The organism is Halonotius sp. F2-221B (assembly GCF_046719765.1).
In the GTDB taxonomy this organism is placed as follows: Archaea; Halobacteriota; Halobacteria; order Halobacteriales; family Haloferacaceae; genus Halonotius.
Genome location: NZ_JABEBY010000009.1, coordinates 45,148 through 61,884 on the forward strand (window position 1 = coordinate 45,148; position 16,737 = coordinate 61,884).

The following is a 16,737-nucleotide window of genomic DNA, read 5'->3' on the forward strand; positions in this document are numbered from 1 at the left end:
TTTACTCCGTGAGTGTGAGGCAGGCGAGCGACGCGAACATCGCTTCCTCGGTTCGGACCGTCTCGCTGCCCTGTCGCGGAATCGTATTGAGCCAGCGGTCGAACCCCGGATCGGAGTCGACGTGGTCGTCGTCCAAGCCGTATGGCTTGGCGTCCCCGGCTGCGTCAGCAGCCGAGATTGCCTCGGGTGGAATCCCGAGTATCTCCGGCAGCCCGCGGCCCGGCGCGCCGAAAGCGACGGTCAGCCCGTCCCGGTAGTCGGGACGGAACTCGGCCAGTCGCCCGATGGACAGCTGCTGTCCATGGCGGGAGGTGGCGATCCGTCGTCCGGCGGCGTCGGCAAGGGCGGCCGACAGGTTCACAGTCGCCACGTCGAAGCCCGGTGTGGGCTCGTCGACGAGGCGCGCGCGAACCGGTTCTCTCGAAGAGATCCTGACGGTGACGCGCTCCCCCTCGGCCGGTGTCGCCATCGACGGCGGCACGGTGAGAGAGATCGGGTGTTGCAGTCCGCAAGTGACCCGGACGCGGCCTTCAGGTCCGACCTCGGTCACGATTCCCTGGTTGACAGCCGACTCGGACGAATCGGCTGTGGTCTGCGACGAGAGCCGCAAGGGCGGAAGCACGCCCGCAAACTGCAGTTCGTCGCGTTTTCCCCACACCTCATCTTTGAGGTGCGGTGGTGTCGCGGCGTACTGCAGGACGATGCGGACGAAGTCTTCGCCCCACCGACGTTCGCCGTCCCGGTCGGGGAAGACGCAGAGTCGGTCGGCCCGGAAGACCGCTGCCGCACGGGCAACGTAGCCGAGTTTGCGAGTCGCCTCGCGTTTGTCCTCGGCTTCCCGGACGACCGACGACGGAATCAGTAGTGTGAGTCCGTCCATCGGTCTGTCTCGTCGCTAGACTGTAACCCCGCTTTCCGACGGGAGCCTAAAAGGATAGCGGAACAGGCCGCCCTTTGTGTCCCGTTCACACGCTCATCAGCCGCTGATACGGCCGAATTGAGGATGTGAACGAATCCCACTCACCGTGTCATGTCACGCCATCGGTCATACTACTCACCTGTGATGTTAATGAATGTTTATTATGATTCGGCAAGAGATGTTGGTATGCGCGCTGCACGATTACACGAGTACACCGACGACATGACACAGGGGCTTTCGATTGATGACGTGGAGAAACCACAGATAACAACCAGCGACGGGGTCGTCGTCGCCGTCGAGGGCGCGGGCTGGTGTCAGACGGACAACCACATCATCGAGGGGATGTGGGAGCAGTACGTGCCCCAACCGCTGCCGATGACACTGGGCCACGAGAACGCCGGCACCGTCATCGAAACCGGCAACGAGGTCGGCCTCGTCGAGGAGGGCGATCAGGTGATCTGTCACCCCGTCCAGACCTGCGGGACGTGTCGACCCTGCCGGCAGGGCGAAACGATGTACTGCGAGAACGACGCGTTCAACGGGCTGACGACCGACGGCGGCTTCGCCGACGAACTGCTGACCAGCGAACGCGCGGTGATTCCCTTACCGGACGGCGTCGATCCAGCCGACATCGCGCCGCACGCCGACGCGGGGATCACGGCCTACCACGCCGCAAAGAAAGCCGTCGACGGGCTCAACCCCGGCGACGCCGCGGTCGTCATCGGTATCGGCGGGCTGGGCCACATCGGCCTCCAGTGTCTCAACGAGATGAGCGCGGCCGACCTCGTCGCTGTCGATATCAAGGAGTCAGCCCGGGAGTTGGCCGATGATCTCGGTGCCCACTACACGGTTGATCCGCGAAGCGAAGACGTGGCCGACGCGGTCGCCGACATCACCGACGGCGTCGGCGCGGCGCAAGTACTCGACTTCGTTGGGGCCGATGAGACGACGGCACTCGCGCCGGACATCTGTGCCGCGGGCGGCGACCACCACATCATCGGCTACGGCGGCCATATTCACGAGCCGGCCCAAGCCCTCGTCAACGGCGAGTTCGCCTTCCAGGGCAACATCGTCGGGCGATACGCCGAGTTACAGGAGTTGGTCGCGCTGGTCGAACGCGATGCGGTGGATCTGCACACGACCCGGTACGATCTCGACGCTGTCAACGAGGTCGCCGAAAAGTTGGAGCACGGTGAGATCGACGGTCGGGCCGTGATCACGCCGTAGCGGTCGGATCGGTTGCTCTCTCAGATTTTTGCTTTTCGCGTTCGAGCGCGCACACGGGCAGAGACAAGAGAGAGATAGCCCGGTTCGGCGATGGGGTTTACCCGTCGGCTGGCAGTAGGCGGGTGTATGGCGGACTCGTCCGATGAGTTTGATCCGGAATCACCCGAGGAACGTGAGGTTGCCGGTGAGGCAGCCGGTGACCGCACCGATTTTTTGTCGCTCATGGGCCATGCGTATCGGGGTGAGTTGAGCCGGGCAACGGCGTGGCGCACCCGGATCGACAGAACGACCAACTGGGCGGTCGTCCTCACAGCCAGCCTGCTCACATGGGCGTTTTCCGGCGGCAGTCGACCACACTACATCCTGCTGCTTGGGGTGGTGATGGTGACCGTCTTTCTGGTGATCGAGACCCGTCGCTACCGCGTCTACGACATCTGGCGATCGCGGGTGCGGATCCTCGAAGAGAACGTCTTTGCCAACGCACTCGACTCCGAAGGGGTCGAACAGACCAACTGGCGGGAGCTACTGAGCGATGATCTCCGGCAGCCAGCGGTGAAAACACCGATCGTTGAAGCGGTCTCACGCCGGCTGCAACGCGTCTATTTCGCCCTGTTTTCGGTATTGTTTGGCGCGTGGCTCGTCCGGCTGACCGTCTTTGCGGAGACGCCGGCCGGGCTCGTCGAAACAGCGGCAGTCGGCCAGCTTCCGGGGGTCATAGTGAGCGTTGCCGTTGGGTGCTACTACGCGATCGTCGTGGTGCTCACAGTCTGGCCAGGGAGCCGACAGGCGAAGGGTGAACTTCGCTCGCGGCCCGACACTGAGGAGTGGCGGTAACGACCACGCACAGGCTGTCAGCGAAGTCCAACAGGTCGACGACGGAGGGTCGTACAGCGAACTGATCGTGGTCGCTGAGCAGATCGTGGCCCTTCGGTGGGGTGGTTTCGCAACCCTTATACAGTCATCGGCGGTTACGTTGAATTGCACAGGGCGTCGGTAGTGTAGTGGTATCACGTAACCTTGCCATGGTTACAACCCGGGTTCAAATCCCGGCCGACGCACTTCTGCCGAGGACAAAACCAGTGAGCGACTTTTATATCGCTCACACCCCGTCCGAGGCTGCCTGCGACACGCCGGATTTGAACCAGGGAGCGGCGCGAACGACGTGAGCAGAGCGACCGTGGTTCACATCCCGGCCGACGCACTGTCTCTCAACACCTTGCTCCTGTAACAGCACCTACGTACGTCCAGCCGCGTCTATTTCTTCCGGATCGACTCGGTCAACCACTCCATCGAAATCGTCGTCAAAACTCAGGAGATACTCGATTTCGTGGCGTTCGATGAGCGCCACGCTCGTCGCGTCGGTGAAACTCAGTTGTTGATCTCCGTACTGTTCGAAGATCTCGATTGCCGCGGTAAACACCGGCTCCGAAACGCGAACCCGCTCAAAAGCCTCGGGATACGATCCGGTACCGCGAAGCCGTTCGCCCAACTGTTTGGCTGGTTCGAACGACCCACCACGCATCAGCGTGAGTGTCACCGCTTCGTCGTAGATGTAGTCACTGACGTACGGCTGACCGAGTGTTCCGTCGTAGATGGCTTCGAGTGCCGTGCTGGCTGTCTCATGTCGTGATGCGTCCGTATCGTGATCGGCATAGAGAACACCGGTATCGACCAGTACCGTCATCCGTAGAGCGTGTCGTCGATATCTTCCTCAGTTGTTTCGACACCGGAACTGAATCGACCACGTTGCATCGCCTCTTTTTCGCTTTCGGAGAGCGGCACTGTCGACTCGCGGAACGAGTCGATTATTTCTTTGCGGGATTCGTAAGCATCGTCGATGAATCGTTCGAGGAGTTCCTTCTGTGTGACCGAGGTTCCCGTTCGAAGTCTAACCTCGGCCTGTAGCTCTTCGAGGCGGTCTTTCCGATCCTCGTCGATTTTGACAGCAGTTGTCATGCACAGTAGTTTTGTCTACAACTAAGTAACGTTTACTACCACAGTCATGCGACCAACGGGCTTCGCACCAGCGGAGTTAGAAGCATCCGGTTCGAAACAGCAGCTATGACCGTCATTGCACTCCTCAGCGTCGCGCCGGTGATCGAAGACAGCATGGCCGGCGAGGTCGCAAAGGCTGTCGACGCCCTCGACGATCACGACGTACGCTACGAGACGAATCCGATGGGCACCGTCATCGAGGCCGCCGATATCGACACCCTGCTGGCGGCCGTCGGCGACGCCCACAAGGCCGTCGACGGCGACCGCGTCAGTACGGTGCTCAAGATCGACCACAAACGCGACACCGACCAGGCGGCCGCCGAGAAGGTCGAGGCGGTTGAATCCGAGTTGGGGCGGCCGGCAAAAACGGAGGAGTAACGATTACTCGCTGTCCTCGTCGTCCAACGCCGCGGCAAGACGAGCACGAACCCGGTCGAAATGCGCCGTGATACGCTCGGGCATCTCCTCAAACTCTGCGTCGCTCACAGGTTCGCTCCGTTGTTGATTCCGTGCCATGATTCGAATCTCCTGATGTATCGTTCGGCGTTCTCGTGTAAATCTGCTTCGGCAGCAGTGAACCCCTCGTTTGCTGGGATCGGCCCAGTAATCTGTTCGAGCCTGTGTTTGTCACCGTCACGGTACACGTCCAGGTGTAACCCCTCAGTTGTGATATCGTGGCCGCCAGCCGCGTCGCGATCGTGATCATAGCGGACGACCTCCCGCCATGCACCATCAAGCCAGTACTCCAGTTGGATCATGAACCGTGAGACAGTTCCGCTGTCAGTCGAAAACCGTGTCCTGAGCTGTACCCGATCGGCGAGGCGATCCGGTGGGGGTGCCACATCATAATCGGTCATTTGGAGCCGAACTACGGTCTCTGCCTCGGTACCGCATAAATAGCTCCGGGTGCGTTGGAGGGCAGTCGGTAGCAGCCGTTTGATCCGCGAGAGCTACAACAGCAATCTCTGACGACGACGAATCTCTTTAGGAGATCACGCGTAACCCACCCGTATGGAGAGCATCAACCGCTCGGCGATCGAACTCCTCGATGAGGCGTTGGACTTCGCGGATGAACTCGGACTCACCATCACAGAGCTCGGCTGTGGATCAACCATCCTCGATTTCGGCGTCGATGTCGACGGCGGGGTCGAGGCCGGACTCATGCTGGCGGATATCCAAACCGCCGGGATGGCGACGGTGTACACCCAGATGGATCGCGTCGCCGACGCGCCGATCCCCTACGTCGAGTTGACGACCGACCACCCCGGGATCGCGCTGTTGTGTTCCCAGAAGGCCGGTTGGGAGCTCGACCTCGGCGATTTCGACGGGCTCGGATCGGGGCCGGCCCGCGCACTGGTCGGCGACGAGGCGGAGTTCGGGCGCGTCGGCTACTACGACGAGTTCGATTTCGCAGTGTTGACCGTCGAAAGCGACGAGCTGCCCGGCAACGAGATCGCCGAATATATCGCCAAGACTGCCGGGGTCGATCCGCCCAGCCTCTTTCTGCCGACCTACGCCGCCGGCTCGACGGCCGGCAGCGTCTCGATGGCCGCCCGCGCCGCCGAACTGGCGGCGTTCCGGCTCTCGGAGCTGGGGTATCCGCCAACCGAGATCCGGACAGCAACCGGCCGCGCGCCGGTCGCACCGGTCAGCCACAACGAGTCGCTGGCGATGGCGCGAACGAACGACGCCCTCGCCTATGGTGGCGAGGTGTATCTCCAGGTCGGCGAGGAGTCGACAGTGTTTGAGGATGTCCCATCAACCGCCCGCGAGGAGTACGGCACCCCCTTCGAGGAGATCTTCGAAGCGGCCGACTGGGATTTCTACGAGGTGCCGGAATCCGTCTTTGCGCCCGCGAAGGTCACCATCGATGTCGTCGATGGCGACACCTACGTCGTCGGCGAGACCGACGAGGAACTCCTCGCGGAGTCGTTCGGGCTGCGGTAGCGATCTGACCGAAGCGACGAGGGTTGCGAAACCCCTCTGTGGGCTGATCGCTGTGGGCGTGAGAACACTTAACCCGATTCCAAGGGAGAGATAGCGCATGGAACCACTCGAAGCCGAGGGGCTCCAGGAGTCAGTCTCCTACGAGCCGGTCAGCGTCAAGGAGCTGCTCGTCGAGATGAAAGACACCTCCGAGCTCCTCATCGATCTGGCCTACTCGGCGGTGCTCCATCAGAGCGACCAGATCGCCCACGAGGTGCTGGAGCTCGAAGCGAAGATGCAGGTGCTGCAGGTGCGCGCCCGGATGAGCCTCATGCTGGCGGCCCGCAGCCCCGACGAGGCCGAGGCCCTCGCGCCCGTGTTGGGCGTCGTCGAGGCCGCCGACACGATCGCGGATGCGGCCGGCGATATCGCCAAGATCGTCATCGAGGAGATCGGCCTCCCGCCGTCGATGCGGGGCGCGCTCTCGACGGCCGTCGAGCTGTTGGTTCGAGGAACAGTCGCCGACGACTCGCCGTACGCCGGTCAGACCCTCCAAGAGATCGATCTCGAATCCGAGACCGGGATCCGCGTGATCGCGGTTCGCCGCGGCGACGAGTGGATCCGCAACCCCGGCCCGGACACAACGATCGAAGCCGGCGACGTGACGCTGCTCCGGGGGCCCGAGGCGGCGATCGGCGAGGTCTACGGGCGGTTGACCGGTGATGACTACGAGCCCGAGCCAGCCCCCGAGCCGGCGATGGCGGATCTCGAACGCGCCGTCGACTCCATCGTGTTGATGAAGAACCTCTCGGAGCTAGCGGTCGATATCGCCTACGGCGCGATCCTCTTCGACAACGAGGCGTTGGCCACGGAGGTCGCCAACCTCGAAGTCGAGGTCGACGCCCTCCAGTCGCGGTTCGAGGCCTGGGTGTTGCAGGCCGCCGCCGAGGCCGACGACCCGGTCGCCCTGCGCGGGCTGATCCATCTCGGCATCAGCACCGAGGTCATCAGCGACGCCGCTGTCTCGATCAGCGAGGGCGTGTTGCGCAACATCGGCGTCCACCCGGTCGTCGAACTCGCGGTACAGGAAAGCGACGAACTCATCGCCCGCGTCGAGATCGACGCGGACAGTGAGCTTGCGGGCACCGAGATCGTCGACGGTGTGCCGGCCGTCGATGTCTCAACGAGCGTCATTGCGATCCGTCGCCCGGAAGACGGGTGGCTCGTCGGGCCGGATATGGACACGACGCTGCGAGCCGGCGATGTGTTGATCACGAAAGGCACCCGCACCTCGGCGGCGGAGTTCGAATCGTTGGCAACGGCGTCGCCCGATTAGTCGTCAGCCGGCGTCGATGGCTCGCTGGCGTTGGTCGACACCACCGTTCCGACACCCTTGCTCGCGCCCTCCCGGAACACGAACCGCTGGCCTTCCTCGATGAAGTAGGGTCGGAACTTGAACTCGATTTCTGTTGTCCCGGTGTCGCCGGGCAGGAGTTTGCCGTTTTCGGGCGCAAAGATCGCCGTCTCGCTGAGCGTTTCGAGATGGACAACCGGCTCGTACCCCTCCCGGATTCGGGTTGGGTGGTTGAGCACCATCACCTCAGCCTCGAACGAACGGGTCGCTCTGGGCTCGGCGTGTCTCGGCAACAACGCCATGCCGCGTTCGATCTCGGCTTCGTCGACACCTTTCAGCGCGATGCCGACGATCCGGCCGGCTTTGGCGGCGTCGACGCGGTGGTAATGCATTTCGATCGAGCGGACTTCGACCTCGCGGAACTCCCCGTCGGCCATCGGGCCGAGCAGGAGTTCGTCGCCGGCCTCAACATGACCGGAGTTGATCGTCCCCGAGGCGACCGCGCCGACGCCGGTAACGCTGTAGGTGCGGTCGATATACATCCGGAACTCGCCGTGATCGTCGCTGGCGCGCTTCGGGAGTTGATCAAAGAGGCGGTCGAGGTCGTCCATCCCGTCGCCGCGAACCGCGCTCGTCCGGATGATCGGGACGACCGTCTCGCTGAGCTCCTCGGCAGCGGTCTCGATACTGTAGCGATCGGTTCGAAGCGGGCTGCGCTGGACATCCCGGAGCATCGATTCAACCTCCTTTTCGACCTCGGCGACGCGCTCCTCGCTGACGGCGTCGACCTTCGTGATCGTCACAATCGTCGGCAGGTCGGTTGCCAGCAGGATGCCGAGATGTTCGCGGGTCGTTTTTGTCGGGCCATCATCGGCGGCGACCGCCAGCAAGCCATAATCGAGTTTCTGCCCCACAAGGCCGCGGATCGTCGTTCGGAGCCACGGCTCATGGCCGACGGTGTCGACGAAGGAGACGAGGCGGTTGGACTCTTCGACCACGCGTGCGCGATCACTTTTCCGGTGCGGGTTGTCCATGTGGATCGGCTCGCCGGCCTCGTCGAAGCCATACACCGCATACGAGAGATCCGCTGAGAGACCGCGTTCGACCTCGTGGGGCTGCACGTCGAGAAAGCCCCGGGTCGCGCCGTTGCCGTCGTCGGCCTCGCCGGTGACCAGCGAGCCGACGAGTGTCGATTTCCCGTGGTCAACGTGGCCAGCAGTGCCGATGACGATATGGCCGTCGTCGGCCTCTAACATCGCCCCCTCGCGGATCGTTGCCATGCCGACGAGGCCGCTGTCACCGGCAGCCCACGTCTCCACGTCGTCGATGTGGGCATCGGCCTCCTCAGCGAGCAAGGAGAGGACGTCCATCGTTTCCGAGAAGGCGTCCTGTGAGATGCCGGCGATCCCGCCGTCGTCGGTGACGCCGACGACGTAGGTCGCTTCGCCGTCGCCGGAAAGGACGCGATGCCGGAGTTGGGCGACGAGACTTTCCTTTCGGCCGTCTTCGAGATGGAGGCTGCGAGTAAGACGTTCCTTGAACTCGATGTGACCGCCTTCCTCTTCGCCGTGCGCTAGGGCCTGCTCTAAGGCGGCCCGATCCGCGCTCATAGGGAGGCGTTAGCAAGGGGCGGTAAAAACGCTTTCCGTGGTGTGACAATACATGTCATAAGAGGGTTCTGTACTGATCAGCGGTATGAAAAACGCCGCACACCTACCCTATTCGCCAAGCGTCTCGTAGGCGTTTTTCACCGATTTGAACTCGTCTTCGTCGCCTTCAGGAGCATCAGGGTGGGCGGTTTTGACCTTCTCGCGGTAGGCGGATTTTACCGTCTCGGCGTCGGCACCGGTGTCGACATCGAGGATGTCAGCGGCCGCCGACTTCGAGAGCCCAGTTTGCTGGCCGACGCTTCCACCGCCGCGAGCGCGTTGTCGACGGCGGCGGCCTTGCCCGCGTGTTTGCCGGCGGTTTGCACGCTCGCGGGTGAAGCGACCCTCAAATGGGCCGGCATCGAACCCGCCCGGGCCGCCACCGCCGCGGGTCGATCGGGCGTAGCCAGCCGGATCGGCACGGATGCGTTCAGCGAGCTTCCCGCTGGCCTGATACCACAGGAGATAGGCCGCGCCGCCGAAGGGTGCGGCGACAAGGAGGAAAAACGGGGAGACGACGACCCCGGCGATCAGCATGAGCGCGGTGATCCCGATAAACACCGCCGCGATCCCCATGAGCAGGCCGTCTCGGTTCACACCCGGCGTTGGGGTTCCACCGGTGAAAATCTCTCGGCCGGACGACGCGATCGGATCCAGCGAGGACAGTGATACTCAGTCGTCGCTGCGGTGCTGATTGAGTCGTTGTTTGAGCTGTTTGGCTGACTGACCCGCAGCAGCGGCGAAGTCCTCGCCCGTGTCCTCGCCAGCGAAAATGATCCCCCGCGAGGAGTTGACAAGGCCGACACCGTCCTCGCGGAGGCCATGTTCGACGGCGGCTTCGGCGTCGCCACCCTGCGCGCCGACGCCGGGGACGAGGAAGGGCAGGGAGGGCACCTGCTCGCGGATCGCTTTGAGTTCGTCGGGGCCGGTCGCACCGACGACGAGGCCGATGTTGTTGTGCTCGTTCCACGCGACGGCGCGGTCGGCGACGCGCTCGTAGAGCGTCCCACCCGAATCGAGTTCGAGATCCTGGAAGTCCGTGCGGCCGGGGTTCGAGGTGCGACAAAGGATGAAAACACCCTTCTCGGCGCGATCTAAGAACGGCTGCAACGAATCGTGGCCCATGTAGGGGTTGACGGTGATCGCGTCCACGTCGTTGAGAATGTCAGCGTACTTCCGGGTCGTGTTGCCGATATCGGCGCGTTTGGCGTCCAGCAGGACGGGCACGTCCTTTCCGTGAGCGTAGGCGATCGTTTCCCGGAGGGCGCGCCAGCCGTCGGCCGATTCGTAGAAGGCGGCGTTCGGCTTGTAGCAGGCCGCATGCTCGTGGGTGGCGTCGATGATCCGGCGGTTGAACGCCCACTGCGGGAGGTCGTGCTCCTGTAGGTGCTCAGGAAGTCGATCCAGTTGGGAGTCAAGGCCGACCGAAACGACGCTGTCGATGGCGGCGATGCGGTCGGCGAGGCGATCGAAGAAGGCGGTGGCCATTTGCCGAAGGGTCGCAGGCAACCCTCAAGCGTCTTTCGTGTCGTCCGATACTCGCAGGCGTTTAGCGATGGCTCTCGCGAGGGACGACCGCCATCGGGCGATCAGAGTGCAGCAACACTTGCTCGCTGACACTGCCGATCGCGGCCTTGTTCGTCTCGGTCGGTTTCCGAACGCCGAGAACGATCTCGTCGGCATCGACCGCCTCGGAAAACGAGCAGATATCTTCGGCGGGGACGTTGCCGCGGCTGAACTGCTCGGTCTCGACAGTTGTCACCGCCGCCAGCCGCGAGGCGACGGCGTTGAGCGCGTCCTTCCCGTCGCGGATCGCCTCGGGATCGGCGTCCTCGTCGTGGATGGAGTTGATCGCATAGACGGTATCGGCCTCATCGATGCGGTCGAAGAGATAGTCACAGAGGGCCGCACTCGTATGCACCGAATCGGTCGCAACGACGAACGTTGTCATGGCTGTCCGGATGTCGCTGGGCGGGTAAACGCTTACTGACGACGTGGCCGCCGAACACCGGAGACCGGTGCCGTTTAGCGGCCACCGAGCGAGAGTCCGGTATGACCGACGATCCCCTCCGCTGGGAGACGCTCGATACCGACATCGACTACACCTGTCCCGGCTTCGACGTGCGGCGCGACGACGTTCGACTGCCTGATGGCACCGAAACCGACTACCACTACGTCGACGAGTCACCCGCCGTCGTCGTCCTTCCGCTGACCCCCGACGGCGATGTCGTCGTGATTGAGGAGTGGCGGCAGGCGGTCGACCGTGTCAACCGCGGACTGCCTGCTGGCTCAATGGAAGGCGACGAGGAGCCAACCGACGCGGCCCACCGCGAACTCCGCGAGGAAACCGGCTACGAAGCCGATCGAATCGAACACCTGTTGACGGCCGAGCCATCAAATGGGATCGCCAACTCAGTGCATCACCACTTCGTTGCCTCCGACTGCGAGCCGACAGCCGAGCAGGAACTTGACGATAACGAATCAATCCGCGTCGACACGGTTGATTACGACGACTATCTCGACAGCGTTGTCGACGACGAACTGAACGATGGGCGGTCGGCACTGACGCTGTTGCAGTACGAGTTCACGCAGCGTGACTAACGGAATAAAAATTTGAACAAAGTTTTATTCCGTTTCAGCTACGATCTTCTGTATGAAAGAGCCGAGTGCGTCGGTGACCGCCGACAGCGGCGAGCCAGCCCCGGCGTTCGACGCGTTGACGCCGATAGACGAACTGACGCGTGGTGAGCGAACCCGTGACGACTTCTTCGACGCCGTGATCGGCCTGGATTCGCCAGCGACGGCCAGCGAGGTCGCCGAGCGTGCCGGCCACGGCGTCGACGCCGCCCGGGAGTATCTAACGTGGTTCGAGCGGCTCGGCGTCGTGACGAAAGTCACCGAGTCGCCGGCGACCTACGAGCGCAACGCGGCGTATCTGGAGTGGCGGCGCGTCCAACGCCTGCAACGGGAGTATACGACCGACGAACTGCTCGCCCAACTCCAAACTGCGACCGAGACCGCCGAGGAGTACGCCGCCGAGTTCGACGCGGACGCACCCGACACGGTATCGATTGCGGGCTACGCGGCTGATACCGACCAGTCAATCGAGGCAGTCTGGGAAACACTTTCGGCGTGGAAGACGGCCCGCCGCCGGATCAACCTCCTCGAACAGGCGATCACGGCTGCCGACGCGGCGGCACAACAGTCCGCGGTATGACCGGCGGCGACCCCAACGAAAGCGGAACACCATCGCCCGATGAGAGCGGCGCGGCGATCGATTTCGACCGGCTCGACAGGCTCGCCGACCGCCTTACCGGCGACAGCCGGTTTACCCGCGTTGTCGCCGAGCCGACTGTCGCCCCGGAGCAACTCCGCTGTGTCTACGCCAAGGAGCTGTATCCCCCTGAGATCAAGTCGGCACGCGTCGAATTCGTGTGGTTCGAAAACGGCGATTTCTCCGTTCATTACCACGAACGCCACCGAACCGGCTCATTCGATCACCGCTGGGATTGTCACCCCTCAAGCCACAACACGCGCGATCACGTCCATCCGGGGCCGGACGCGCCGACGCCGGGACAGGACGCCACCCATCCGCAGGACTGGCGCGACGTGCTGTCGATGGTACTTACCGAAATCGAACAGCGACAGCACGGGTTTTGGCGCGAGTAGCCGACTCGCCGAACGCAATCCTTACCGCCCAGCCCGCGGTAGCCGCGAGCAATGCGCGACCACTTCGAGATCCGGGACGCCGACGCCGCTGGGCGGATCGGCCGACTGGAGGTTCCACGGGCCGGCCGAACGATCGAGACGCCCGCGCTCATGCCGGTGATCAACCCCAACCGGCTCACGATCGAGCCCGCCCGCCTCGAAGCCGAGTTCGGCGTCGAGATCCTGATCACGAACTCCTACATCATCCGCGAAACCGAGGCACTCCGCGAGCAGGCACTCGACAAAGGCCTCCACGAGATGCTGAACTTCGACGGCGCGATCATGACCGATTCGGGTTCCTTCCAGCTCTCCGAATACAGCGACGTTGAGGTGACAACCGAGGAGATCATCGAGTTCCAACACGCCATCGGCTCCGATATCGGCACGCCGGTCGACATCCCGACACCGCCGGATGTGAGCCGCGAGCAGGCCGAATCGGAGTTGGCGACGACCCAGCAGGCCCTCGCCGACGCCGAAGCCATCGATGTCGGCGAGATGCTGCTGAACGCGCCGGTGCAGGGCTCGACGTACCCTGATCTCCGTGAGGACGCCGCCGCCCACGCGGCCGCGACCGATCTCGACGTGTTCCCGGTCGGCGCGGTCGTCCCGCTGATGAACAGCTACCGGTACGACGATATGGTCGAGGCCGTTGCCGCCGCAAAGCGCGGTCTCGGCGCGGATTGCCCGGTGCATCTCTTCGGCGCGGGCCACCCAATGATGCTCGCTTTAGCCGTCGCGCTTGGCTGTGACCTCTTCGATTCAGCCGCTTACGCGCTGTACGCCCGCGCTGGGCGGTATCTGACGGTCGCCGGTACCCAGCAGCTCGATGAGCTCGACTACTTCCCCTGCTCGTGTCCGATCTGCAGCGAGCGAACGCCCGCCGAGCTCCGAGCGGAGGACGACGACACCCAAACACGACTGCTCGCCGAGCACAATCTCCATGTGACCTTCGAGGAGCTCCGCCGGATCAAGCAGGCGATCCGGAGCGGCAATCTCCTCGAATTGGTCGACCGCCGCGCCCGCGGCCATCCGGCGATGTACGACGGCTACCGCGCGCTGTTGGATCACGCCGACCAGCTCGAAGCCGAAGATCCGGTCTCGAAGGGGACGTTCTTCCACACCTCCGCCGAAAGCGCACGCCGACCCGAGGTGCTGCGCCACCACGAGCGACTCGACCGGCTTGCGGTTCCCGAGACGCTGCTGCTGACTGAGGGTGGCGCGCCAGACGACGACACCTATGACGCAGCGTGGCGCGTTGTCCCGCCGTTCGGCCCCTTCCCGCGGGAACTCTCTGACAGCTACCCATTTACCGCAGCCGTCCCCGACAGACCCGACCGCGCAGGGCAAGTGGCCGCGGCCGACGGCGTTCGGGCGCTCGTCGAGGCCAACCCTGACACCGCGTTTACACTCGCTGTCGACGACTGGCACGCCGACGCGCTTGCTCGGGTGCCGGAGCGGGTGGAAGTGGAGTCGCTGTCGACAATCCACGACGGCGAGGATTAGTCGGCTGTCGCCAGGTTCTCGTCGACCTGCACCCGCCACAGATCGGCGTAGGCACCGTTTGTCGCCAGCAGGTCATCGTGGCTCCCCTGTTCGATGATCTCGCCGTCATCCATGACCACGATCCGGTCGGCATCCTGGATCGTCGACAGCCGGTGGGCGATCACGATCGCGGTGCGGTCGGCGATAAGTCGCGAGAGGCTGGCTTGGATGTGCTGTTCGGTTTCGGTGTCGACATCGCTGGTCGCCTCATCGAGGATGATGATCGCGGGATCGTTGAGGATCGCCCGCGCGATGGCAAGCCGCTGTCGCTGCCCGCCGGAGAGCTTCACGCCGCGTTCGCCGATCTCGGTGCGGTAGCCGTCCGGGAGATCCTGGATAAATCGATCGGCTTCGGCGGCATCGGCCGCCTCGACAACAGCGTCCGGAACCGACTCACCGTTCCGGAGCGCGGTCAGCGTCTCCCGATCCCCGTAGGCGATGTTTTCGGCAACCGTCCCGGAGAACAGATACGGCGATTGGCCGACGATGGCGATCCCCCGCCGGAGCGACTGGCGGGCATACTCTCTGACATCAACGTCATCGACACGAACGCTGCCGCTGTCAACATCGTAGAACCGGGGGACAAGTCTCGTCAGCGTCGACTTCCCGGCCCCGGTCTCGCCGGCCAGTCCGATAGTTTCACCGCGCTCGATCGACAGCGACACGTCGGTGAGCACCGGCTCGCGGTCGTCGTAGCCGAAGGTTACGTCCTCGAAGTCGATAGCGCCGCGGATGAACGCCGGGTCGTGTGGGTCGTCGGGATCGTCGATCATCGGGGCGTGGCCGAGCAGCCCGAAGACGCGTTCGGCACTCGATTTGGCCTGCTGGTATTTGTTGGCCGACCGGCCGATTCGTCGCATCGGCGAGTAGAGCCGCCGGAGATACAGGAAAAACAGCGCGAACGAGCCCGTCGACAACGCACCGGCGTCGCCGAGGAAGATGATATCCCGTCCGCCGACAAAGAGGATGGCGACAAAGGCGACACCGGTCATCAGCCGGAGGGCGGCGAAAAATCCGCGTCGGAGCCGGAGGGCGCGGATCTGCTCGTCGTGGTACTGCTCGCTCTGTGTGGCGACCCGCTCGTGTTCGAACTCATAGCGATCAAAGGATTTGATGATATCAACGCCGGCGATGTTGTTTTCGAGGCGGCTGTTCAGCCGGGAGACGGTCTCCCGGATCGACTGGTAGCGCGGCTCGATCCACGTGAGAAACCCCGCGCTGGCGAGGCCGATCAGCGGCACCGGGAGCAGCGCGATCGCGGCAAGCTTCGGCGAGTAGCTCCACAGGATGATCGTGATCCCCGAAACGGTGGCGACAACGCGGATGAGTTGGCGGAACTCGGAGTTGAGGAACTGTTCGAGCCGGTTGATATCGCTGTTGAGCACCGACAGCATCGCGCCGGTCTGGTGGTTGACGAAAAAATCCATCGAGAGCCGCTGGAGGTGGTCGTAGGCGTCGTTACGGAGATCGCGCTGTACCTTCTGGGCGGTCGATTGGAGCAGATACCGCGAGGCAAACCGGGTGACCGATCTGATGAGATACGCCACCGCCGCAATGACGACGAGTCGCCGGAGGAGTTCGAGCCGGGCGGCCTCGCCGACGATCGCCCCGGTCGGCAACAGCCCCACGTCGGTCAGCAAGCCGGGATCGGCCTCGCCGAGCACAACACGGTCGATGGTCGCCGCGACGATCAACGCCGGAACCAGTCGGGCAAACCGGGTGACGACCGCGGTCGTGACACCGACGAGCAGCCGCGGCCAGTACCGCAGCGCGTACGTGATGAGACTGACCATCGGGTGGCCGTCGACGGTGTCACGAATGTGCTCGAACCCCCCGTGGTCGTCGGCCATGCGGTCGGTTGCGGCGCGGGCGGCCTAACGGTAACGCTCCGGGTGTGGTGGTTACACCCAGTCACTCGTTGGGAGACGCTTCCGGCATCCGGTCGGTGAAATCCCACGTGTACAGCCGGTTGGGGTCGATCCGGATTGTGACCTCGTCGCGCTCGGGTGACAACAGCCGGTCGGCGAGATCGGAGTCGGTGCCGCCGAGATATCGCTCCAACAGCTCCCGAAGCAACGCCTTCTCGGGGTCGGCCTCGACGGTGGCGGTTCCGTTGCCGCGAACCCCCTTGTACGGCGGGTCGTTGGTCGATATCTCGAAGGCGACATGGTCGTCATCGGCGAGATAGTCGACCACATCGGCGTTCGCGCTGGTCGCACACCAGAAGGCATCGTCACGATACAAAAACCACAGCGAGAGCATCCACAGCGACTCGCCGTTGGCGTGACAGGAGAGCCGCAGCGGCACCGTCGCCGAATCGAGGAAGGCTTTGGTTTCGGCCTCGTTCCACGCGCCGGCAAGCCGATCCATACCGACCTATCGGGCGGCAGCGCGAAAAACGCTCGGCCCACGCGCTC

General features: G+C 63.7%; 19 protein-coding genes and 1 tRNA gene. 10 read left to right on the top strand and 10 right to left on the bottom strand.

Going from position 1 to position 16,737, the window contains the following annotated elements; genetic code table 11:
- Position 1: 1 nt before the first annotated feature.
- The gene (locus tag HKK80_RS07980) at positions 2 to 880 is read right to left on the bottom strand and encodes a putative RNA uridine N3 methyltransferase (RefSeq protein ID WP_411799079.1); all 879 of its coding nucleotides are present in this window, start codon (positions 878 to 880) and stop codon (positions 2 to 4) included.
- Between the two features lie 225 nt (positions 881 to 1,105).
- Between HKK80_RS07980 and HKK80_RS07985 the strand changes: the two genes are divergently transcribed.
- The 3 genes from HKK80_RS07985 (at position 1,106) to HKK80_RS07995 (ending at position 3,204) form a co-directional block, all read left to right on the top strand.
- Positions 1,106 to 2,146 carry an NAD(P)-dependent alcohol dehydrogenase gene (locus HKK80_RS07985; RefSeq protein WP_411799080.1) on the top strand — a complete coding sequence of 347 codons (1,041 nt, stop codon included), beginning with the start codon at positions 1,106 to 1,108 and terminating at the stop codon, positions 2,144 to 2,146.
- A 126-nt stretch (positions 2,147 to 2,272) separates the two neighbouring features.
- The gene (locus tag HKK80_RS07990; protein ID WP_411799081.1) at positions 2,273 to 2,980 is read left to right on the top strand and encodes a DUF2270 domain-containing protein; all 708 of its coding nucleotides are present in this window, start codon (positions 2,273 to 2,275) and stop codon (positions 2,978 to 2,980) included.
- A gap of 153 nt (positions 2,981 to 3,133) precedes the next feature.
- Positions 3,134 to 3,204: transfer RNA gene (locus HKK80_RS07995), tRNA-Gly, on the top strand.
- Positions 3,205 to 3,380: 176 nt separating this feature from the next.
- Here HKK80_RS07995 and HKK80_RS08000 read toward each other — a convergent pair.
- Together HKK80_RS08000 and HKK80_RS08005 are read right to left on the bottom strand one after the other, a co-directional pair.
- Positions 3,381 to 3,830: a type II toxin-antitoxin system VapC family toxin gene (locus HKK80_RS08000; protein WP_411799082.1), complete on the bottom strand. Its 450-nt coding sequence runs from the start codon at positions 3,828 to 3,830 to the stop codon at positions 3,381 to 3,383.
- Positions 3,827 to 4,102, bottom strand: coding sequence for a hypothetical protein (locus HKK80_RS08005; protein WP_411799083.1), 276 nt, complete (start codon positions 4,100 to 4,102; stop codon positions 3,827 to 3,829). The genes HKK80_RS08000 and HKK80_RS08005 overlap by 4 nt, the downstream gene beginning before the upstream one ends.
- A gap of 105 nt (positions 4,103 to 4,207) precedes the next feature.
- Between HKK80_RS08005 and HKK80_RS08010 the strand changes: the two genes are divergently transcribed.
- Positions 4,208 to 4,519: an MTH1187 family thiamine-binding protein gene (locus tag HKK80_RS08010; RefSeq protein WP_411799084.1), complete on the top strand. Its 312-nt coding sequence runs from the start codon at positions 4,208 to 4,210 to the stop codon at positions 4,517 to 4,519.
- A gap of 104 nt (positions 4,520 to 4,623) precedes the next feature.
- Here HKK80_RS08010 and HKK80_RS08015 read toward each other — a convergent pair whose 3' ends face one another.
- A complete protein-coding gene (locus tag HKK80_RS08015) occupies positions 4,624 to 4,998 on the bottom strand; it encodes a hypothetical protein (protein ID WP_411799085.1) in 375 nt (124 codons plus the stop codon).
- A gap of 154 nt (positions 4,999 to 5,152) precedes the next feature.
- On the opposite strand from HKK80_RS08015, the gene mch reads away from it, so the two are divergent.
- Together mch and HKK80_RS08025 are read left to right on the top strand one after the other, a co-directional pair.
- On the top strand, positions 5,153 to 6,088 hold the full coding sequence (gene mch, locus HKK80_RS08020) for a methenyltetrahydromethanopterin cyclohydrolase (RefSeq protein WP_411799086.1): 936 nt from the start codon (positions 5,153 to 5,155) through the stop codon (positions 6,086 to 6,088).
- Positions 6,089 to 6,185: 97 nt separating this feature from the next.
- Positions 6,186 to 7,403 (top strand): potassium channel family protein, encoded by a 1,218-nt coding sequence (locus HKK80_RS08025; protein WP_411799087.1) that lies wholly within the window; start codon positions 6,186 to 6,188, stop codon positions 7,401 to 7,403.
- Here HKK80_RS08025 and HKK80_RS08030 read toward each other — a convergent pair.
- From HKK80_RS08030 to HKK80_RS08045, 4 genes are all read right to left on the bottom strand, one after another.
- Positions 7,400 to 9,031, bottom strand: coding sequence for a GTPBP1 family GTP-binding protein (locus HKK80_RS08030; RefSeq protein WP_411799088.1), 1,632 nt, complete (start codon positions 9,029 to 9,031; stop codon positions 7,400 to 7,402). The two genes, HKK80_RS08025 and HKK80_RS08030, sit on opposite strands and share 4 nt — an antisense overlap.
- 108 nt (positions 9,032 to 9,139) lie before the next feature.
- Positions 9,140 to 9,667, bottom strand: a complete 528-nt coding sequence (locus HKK80_RS08035; protein ID WP_411799089.1) for a J domain-containing protein — start codon at positions 9,665 to 9,667, stop codon at positions 9,140 to 9,142.
- A 75-nt stretch (positions 9,668 to 9,742) separates the two neighbouring features.
- Positions 9,743 to 10,558, bottom strand: coding sequence for an orotidine-5'-phosphate decarboxylase (gene pyrF, locus HKK80_RS08040; protein WP_411799090.1), 816 nt, complete (start codon positions 10,556 to 10,558; stop codon positions 9,743 to 9,745).
- A 61-nt stretch (positions 10,559 to 10,619) separates the two neighbouring features.
- Positions 10,620 to 11,021, bottom strand: coding sequence for a universal stress protein (locus HKK80_RS08045; protein ID WP_411799091.1), 402 nt, complete (start codon positions 11,019 to 11,021; stop codon positions 10,620 to 10,622).
- A gap of 101 nt (positions 11,022 to 11,122) precedes the next feature.
- Between HKK80_RS08045 and HKK80_RS08050 the strand changes: the two genes are divergently transcribed.
- The 4 genes from HKK80_RS08050 to tgtA are packed head-to-tail and all read left to right on the top strand — an operon-like array spanning position 11,123 to position 14,281.
- Entirely contained in the window at positions 11,123 to 11,671 is a 549-nt protein-coding gene (locus HKK80_RS08050) for an NUDIX hydrolase (protein WP_411799092.1), read from the top strand.
- A 52-nt stretch (positions 11,672 to 11,723) separates the two neighbouring features.
- Positions 11,724 to 12,287 carry a hypothetical protein gene (locus HKK80_RS08055; protein ID WP_411799093.1) on the top strand — a complete coding sequence of 188 codons (564 nt, stop codon included), beginning with the start codon at positions 11,724 to 11,726 and terminating at the stop codon, positions 12,285 to 12,287.
- Positions 12,284 to 12,739: a hypothetical protein gene (locus HKK80_RS08060; protein WP_411799094.1), complete on the top strand. Its 456-nt coding sequence runs from the start codon at positions 12,284 to 12,286 to the stop codon at positions 12,737 to 12,739. The genes HKK80_RS08055 and HKK80_RS08060 overlap by 4 nt, the downstream gene beginning before the upstream one ends.
- Before the next feature lie 51 nt (positions 12,740 to 12,790).
- Entirely contained in the window at positions 12,791 to 14,281 is a 1,491-nt protein-coding gene (gene tgtA, locus HKK80_RS08065; protein WP_411799095.1) for a tRNA guanosine(15) transglycosylase TgtA, read from the top strand.
- On the opposite strand, the gene HKK80_RS08070 is transcribed toward tgtA, so the two are convergent.
- Together HKK80_RS08070 and HKK80_RS08075 are read right to left on the bottom strand one after the other, a co-directional pair.
- Entirely contained in the window at positions 14,278 to 16,170 is a 1,893-nt protein-coding gene (locus HKK80_RS08070; protein WP_411799096.1) for an ABC transporter ATP-binding protein, read from the bottom strand. The two genes, tgtA and HKK80_RS08070, sit on opposite strands and share 4 nt — an antisense overlap.
- A 61-nt stretch (positions 16,171 to 16,231) precedes the next feature.
- Positions 16,232 to 16,690: a pyridoxamine 5'-phosphate oxidase family protein gene (locus HKK80_RS08075; protein ID WP_411799097.1), complete on the bottom strand. Its 459-nt coding sequence runs from the start codon at positions 16,688 to 16,690 to the stop codon at positions 16,232 to 16,234.
- Positions 16,691 to 16,737 lie beyond the last annotated feature (47 nt).